The 5,547-nt window shown below is 72.4% G+C and carries 5 protein-coding genes; all 5 read right to left on the bottom strand.

What is annotated here, in order from left to right; all coding sequences use genetic code 11:
- Positions 1 to 141: 141 nt before the first annotated feature.
- Positions 142 to 1,452 carry a DUF58 domain-containing protein gene (locus tag O3Q52_RS47930; protein ID WP_269654751.1) on the bottom strand — a complete coding sequence of 437 codons (1,311 nt, stop codon included), beginning with the start codon at positions 1,450 to 1,452 and terminating at the stop codon, positions 142 to 144.
- Positions 1,452 to 2,441 (bottom strand): MoxR family ATPase, encoded by a 990-nt coding sequence (locus O3Q52_RS47925; RefSeq protein WP_189843516.1) that lies wholly within the window; start codon positions 2,439 to 2,441, stop codon positions 1,452 to 1,454. Before O3Q52_RS47925 ends, O3Q52_RS47930 begins: the two co-directional genes overlap by 1 nt.
- On the bottom strand, positions 2,441 to 3,658 hold the full coding sequence (locus tag O3Q52_RS47920; protein WP_269654750.1) for a DUF4350 domain-containing protein: 1,218 nt from the start codon (positions 3,656 to 3,658) through the stop codon (positions 2,441 to 2,443). Before O3Q52_RS47920 ends, O3Q52_RS47925 begins: the two co-directional genes overlap by 1 nt.
- Positions 3,655 to 4,404: a DUF4129 domain-containing protein gene (locus O3Q52_RS47915; RefSeq protein WP_269654749.1), complete on the bottom strand. Its 750-nt coding sequence runs from the start codon at positions 4,402 to 4,404 to the stop codon at positions 3,655 to 3,657. Before O3Q52_RS47915 ends, O3Q52_RS47920 begins: the two co-directional genes overlap by 4 nt.
- A gap of 4 nt (positions 4,405 to 4,408) precedes the next feature.
- Positions 4,409 to 5,547 (bottom strand): hypothetical protein (locus O3Q52_RS47910; RefSeq protein WP_269654748.1); only part of this gene is annotated, 1,139 nt, incomplete at its 5' end.

Genomic DNA, 5,547 nt, shown 5'->3' with positions numbered 1-5,547 from the left:
TGTGGGAGAGTAGGACACCGCCGAACAAATTTTATGGGAAAGCCCCCGCACTTCGGTGCGGGGGCTTTCTTGCGTTTCAGGGCTGTTTATGGCGGCTCTTTCCCTGCCACCTGTCCTCTGCCTCCTGCATTTCTGCAGTGATTAAAGGCGGCCCGCTGCCTTGAGTGCCAGATACGCGTCCGCCAAGGCCGGCGGCAGGTCGTTCGGGGTGGCGTCGACGACAGTCACTCCGTGGCGGGTGAGTGTTTCCGCGGTGCGGTGACGTTCTGCCTGGGCCTGTGCTGCCGCGGCGGCCTCGTACACGGCTTCGGTGTTTCCCCTTGCGGCTGCCATTCGCTCTATGTGGGGGTCGGACACCGAAGCGACGAGGACTGTGTGGCGCTGGGTGAGGCGGGAGAGTACGGGAAGCAGGCCTTCCTCGATGGGGGCCGCGTCGAGGGTCGTGAGCAGCACGATCAGGGAGCGGCGGGGGGCCGTGCGGAGAGCGGTGGAGGTCAGGCCGCGGGCGTCCGTTTCGAGGAGTTCCGGTTCGAGGCGGGCCATGGCGTTGACCAGGGAGGGAAGGACATCACCTGCGGACCGGCCTTGTACGAGGGCTCGTACGCGGCGGTCGTAGGCGAGGAGGTCCACGCGGTCGCCGGCGCGGGAGGCCAGGGCTGCGAGGAGGAGAGCCGCGTCCATGGAGGCGTCGAGGCGGGGGATGTCTCCGACGCGGCCCGCTGACGTGCGGCCCGTGTCGAGGATCAGGAGGATGTGTCGGTCGCGTTCGGGGCGCCAGGTGCGTACGGCGACCGTGGTCTGGCGGGCGGTGGCGCGCCAGTCGATCGAACGGGTGTCGTCGCCGGGGACGTACTCGCGGAGGCTGTCGAATTCCGTGCCTTCGCCGCGGGTCAGGACGCTGGTGCGGCCGTCGAGTTCGCGCAGCCGGGCGAGCTTCGAGGGGAGGTGCTTGCGGCTGGTGAAGGGGGGCAGGACGCGTACCGTCCAGGGGACTTTGTGGCTGCCCTGGCGGGCGAGGAGGCCGAGTGGGCCGTACGAGCGGATGGTGACGCGGTCCGCGTGGCGGTCGCCGCGGCGGGTGGGGCGCAGACGGGTTGTGACGCGTCGGCGTTCGCCTGCGGGGACGGTGAGTTCGTGGCGGGACGCGGCGATCTCCGTGCCGGGCTGCCAGCTGCTAGGGGGCCAGGCGTCGCGGATGCGGGCGCGCAGAGGGCGGTTGGACGTGTTGGTGACCGTGAGGGTGACGTCGGCTGTTTCGCCGAGGCGTGCCGAGGTGTCGCCGGAGCGGGTCAGGCCGAGGCTGTGTACGGGGGCCGCCAGGGCGAAGTCGCAGGCGCAGGCGAGGGCCAGCGGGACGTTCACGGCGAGGATGCCCGTCCAGCTGGGCTCCCAGATGCCGACGGGGAGGGTGCCGAGGGCCGCCAGGAGGGCGGCGCGTCCGGTGAGGGCCATCAGCGGGGTACGGGGACGTGGGCGAGGATCGCGTTGATGACCGAGTCGGCCGTCACGCCCTCCATCTCTGCTTCCGGGCGGAGTTGGATGCGGTGGCGGAGGGTCGGGAGCGCGAGGGCCTTCACGTCGTCGGGGATGACGTAGTCGCGGCCGGTCAGCCAGGCCCAGGCGCGGGCCGTGGCCTGGAGCGCCGTCGCGCCGCGCGGGGAGACGCCGAGGGTGAGGGACGGGGATTCGCGGGTGGCGCGGCAGATGTCCACTACGTAGCCGGTGATTTCGGGGGAGACCGTGGTCTTGGCGACCGCCGCGCGCGCGGCTTCGAGGTCTGCGGGGCCGGCGACGGGGCGTACGCCTGCGGCGCGCAGGTCGCGCGGGTTGAAGCCCTCCGCGTGGCGGCTGAGGACGTTGATCTCGTCCTGGCGGGACGGGAGAGGGATCGTCAGCTTCAGGAGGAAACGGTCCAGCTGGGCTTCGGGGAGGGGGTACGTGCCTTCGTACTCGACCGGGTTCTGGGTCGCGGCGACCAGGAACGGCTCGGGGAGCGGGCGGGGGGTGCCGTCGACCGTGACCTGGCGTTCCTCCATCGCTTCGAGGAGCGAGGACTGGGTCTTGGGCGGCGTGCGGTTGATCTCGTCGGCGAGGAGGAGGTTCGTGAAGACCGGGCCCGGCTGGAAGGAGAACTCGGCGGTGCGGGAGTCGTAGACGAGGGAGCCCGTGATGTCGCTCGGCATCAGGTCGGGGGTGAACTGGACGCGCTTGGTGTCGAGTTCGAGTGCCGATGCCAGGGCCCGGACGAGCAGCGTCTTGGCTACTCCGGGGACCCCTTCGAGCAGGACGTGTCCGCGGCAGAGGAGGGCGACGACGAGGCCGGTCACGGCGGGGTCCTGGCCGACCACGGCTTTGGCGATCTCGGCGCGCAGGGCTTCCAGGGAGGAGCGGGCGGTGCCCGGATCCCCGGTGTACCCGGCGTTGTCAGTGGTCGGGGCCATCATGGACGGCGTACCTCTCTTTCGAGGGCGTCGAGTTGGTCGGCGAGAGCGATGAGGGCCGCGTCGTCGCGGGGTGGCGGCCCGAAGAGGAGTGAGTGCAGGGCCTGTCCTTCCCGGCGGAGCTGGGCGGACAGGGCGGGGAGCAGGGCCTCGGGCGCGTGCGCCTGGGCGGGGGAAACGCCGACGAGGGGGGCGAGGCGGGTGCGGGTGGTGGAGCGAAGAGCCGCGGCGGCGCGGTCGCGGGCATTGGACTTGCGGTAGAGGCGGGCGCGGCCTTCGACGGTTTCGGAGGCGCGGATCGCGACGGGGAGCTTCTCGGGCACGAGCGGGCCGAGGCGGCGGGCGCGCCAGAGGGCGCCCAGGATCGCGGCGAAGAAGAGCTGCAGCGTGCCCCAGAGCCAACCCGAGGGCATCAGGTCGAAGAAGCTGCGGTCACCGGCGTCGGTGGCCGATTCGTCGGAGAGCGAGGGGAGGTACCAGACCAGGTGGAGGCGGGAACCGAGCAGTTGGAGGGCGAGCGAGGCGTTGCCCTGCTTGTCGAGGCGTTCGTTCTGGAGGATGTCGGGAGCACCGAGTACGACGGTGTCGCCGTTCCCCTCGGCCGCCGGGATGCGCAGCAGGGTGGGCACGCCGTCGCCGGGGTAGCAGGAGTCGGCGCCGGGCGCGCTCGTGGTGTAGCGGATGCCGCCCGTTTCGGCCTTGCCCGCTCGTCGGGCGGCGGGCAGGGAGCAGTTGGGCGACAGCGTGGTGTCGAAGCTGGGCGCGGGATCGGCGTCGACTCCCGGGGCGAGTGTCCCGACGGACGGGGCGGTGGGGGCGACGAGGACGGTACGGCCGCCGGAGTTCGCGAACGCAGAGTGGAGGCGCTCCTGCTGACGGTCGGTCAGCAGGTCGGGGCGGGCGACCAGCAGGGTCGTGTCGGAGCCTGTGGCGGCCGCGGCCTCTTCCAGGGTGGTGACCACGCGGGTGGACACACCTTGGTCGGCGAGGAGTTCGGCGACGGCGCGGCTGCCGGAGGGGTCTGCGGAGCGCGGGTCGAGGCTGCCGCTCTCGGCGTCCGAGCGGACCGCGGCGATGGCGACGGCCGCGCCCAGGAGGACCACGAGCGCGAGCAGCACACCGCGCGAGCGGGTCCACAGCCGACGGGCGGTGGGAGAGGCCGAGGTGGACGGCGGGGTGGCCTCGGGCGCCTCGGATGCGGGGGCCTCGGTGGTCACTCGGCGGCCCCCTGGTGGGCACTGTGGGCCGTGTTGTGGGTGCTGCTCACGAGGACCGGCCTGGTGCGTTCCAGTTCGCGGTCGAGCTTCGAGAGGCGTTGGTACGTCTCCGAGCCGGCCGTTCGTCCGCCGTACGTCACGTCGTCGAAGTCCCGGGCGGCGGCGCGCAGTCGGTCCGTGTGGGCGGGGAGTGTGCGGCCCGCTTCGGCGGCGGCCTCGTCGGCGGTGCGGCCGGGGCGGGGGTCGAGCAGGGCGCGTTCCTCCAGGGAGCGCACGACGGCGCGCATGCGCTCCTGGACGGCCTGGTTCCAGTGGGCCTGGGCCGCGTGTGCCTCGGCGGCCGCGCGGTGCTCGGCGGCGCTGCGCGGCCGGTCGTCGAAGAGTGGGGCCGCAGATGTCGGGCCGCGACGTGGGGTGCCGAGGCGCCACCAGAGGGCGCCGATGAGGGCCAGGGCCGCCAGGACGACGACGAGGAGGCCGAGTGCGCCGCCCGGTGTCGCGGCGGAGGCGGCGTTGAACAGCTTGTCGACCCACTCCCAGAAGGCGTCCAGGGCGCGTTCGAGCAGGCTGGGGTCGTTCTCGTGGTACATCCGCTTGGACAGCTCGCGCCGGGCCGCTTCCTGCGCGGCGTCGCGCGGGATCGTGACCGGCGGTTCGCCTTCGCCACGCGACAGCGCGAGTACGGCCGTCCCGTTGGCGCGTGGCAGCGCCAGTACCGCTGTGAGAACTCCCCCCGCCAGGCTCACTCCGTCAGCTCCCGGGGGTGGAGCCGGGGGCGCCGGAGCCGTAGTCCTGGACACCGGCCGCGCGGGCCAGGTCGAGGTCGAGGGCCTCGCGGCGGATGCGCTGGTCGATGTAGAGGAGCACGGATACGCCGGCGGTGATCGGGAACGTGAGCATGGAGCCGATCACCGAGCCGATCCCGCTGATGACGAGGAACGTCCAGCCGAGGTCGCCGGTGCCGGTGTTGAGGAAGCCGGTGACCCCCTCGCCGCTGAGCGCGGAGGCGAGGAAGGCGAACGGGATCACAATGATCGACGCCACGATGTTCGCGATGATCGTGGCGAGCAGCTGGATGCCGAAGACCCGCCACCAGGAGCCGCGGACGAGCTTCGCGGAGCGGCTCATCGACTTCAGGACGCTCTGCTTCTCCAGCATCAGGGCGGGCGAGGCCAGCGAGAAGCGGATCATCAGCCAGAGCGCGACGACGGCCGCGGCCAGGCCACCGAAGACGGCGAGCGCGATGGCGCCGTCACCTCCGCCGGCGAGGCCGACGAGGATGCCGGGCAGTGTGCCCAGGGCGCCGACCGTGATGGCGATGAGGGGCAGCAGGAAGGTCAGGCCGAAGAGCTTGGGCAGTTGCGGCCGGGCGTCGCTCCAGGCCTCCGCGGTGGTCACCGACTTGCCGAGCACGGCGCGGCTGGTCACGGTCGTGAGCAGGGCGGTCGCCACGATCGTGCCGAGCAGGGTGATCAGCAGGACGGCGCCGGAGTTCAGGAGGCTGTCGCCCAGGGCGCGCGACAGTTCGCCGGCGGTGGCGCTGGGGTCGTTGAGTGTCTCCGTGCTGGCGCTGTCGTCCAGGACGAAGCCCTGGAGCAGGATCACGGCGATCTGCGTGAAGACCGCCACGGTCAGCGAGATACCGAGCACGGTGCGCCAGTGCGTACGCATCGTCGACACCGCGCCGTCGAGGATCTCGCCGACGCCGAGCGGGCGGAGCGGGATGACGCCGGGCTTGGCCGCGGGCGGGGGACCGCCCCAGCCGCCTCCCCAGCCCGGGTGTCCGCCGGGGCCGTAACCGCCGGGGCCGCCGTAGCCACCAGGGCCGCCGGGACCTCCGTAGCTGCCGTACCCGCCGGGGCCGGCGGGCGGTTGACCGCCCCAGCCCG

Source organism: Streptomyces sp. ActVer (genome assembly GCF_027270795.1).
Taxonomy (GTDB): domain Bacteria; phylum Actinomycetota; class Actinomycetes; order Streptomycetales; family Streptomycetaceae; genus Streptomyces; species Streptomyces umbrinus_A.
The sequence above is the reverse complement of the archived record's forward strand: the minus strand, read 5'-3'. Positions and strand labels throughout refer to the sequence as shown.

Excerpts from the sequence above, each read along its gene's own strand:
- O3Q52_RS47930 (WP_269654751.1), bottom strand. The coding sequence starts at position 1,452 with ATGGCCCTCACCGGACGCGCCGCCCTCCTGGCGGCCCTCGGCACCCTC.
- O3Q52_RS47925 (WP_189843516.1), bottom strand. The coding sequence starts at position 2,441 with ATGGCCCCGACCACTGACAACGCCGGGTACACCGGGGATCCGGGCACC.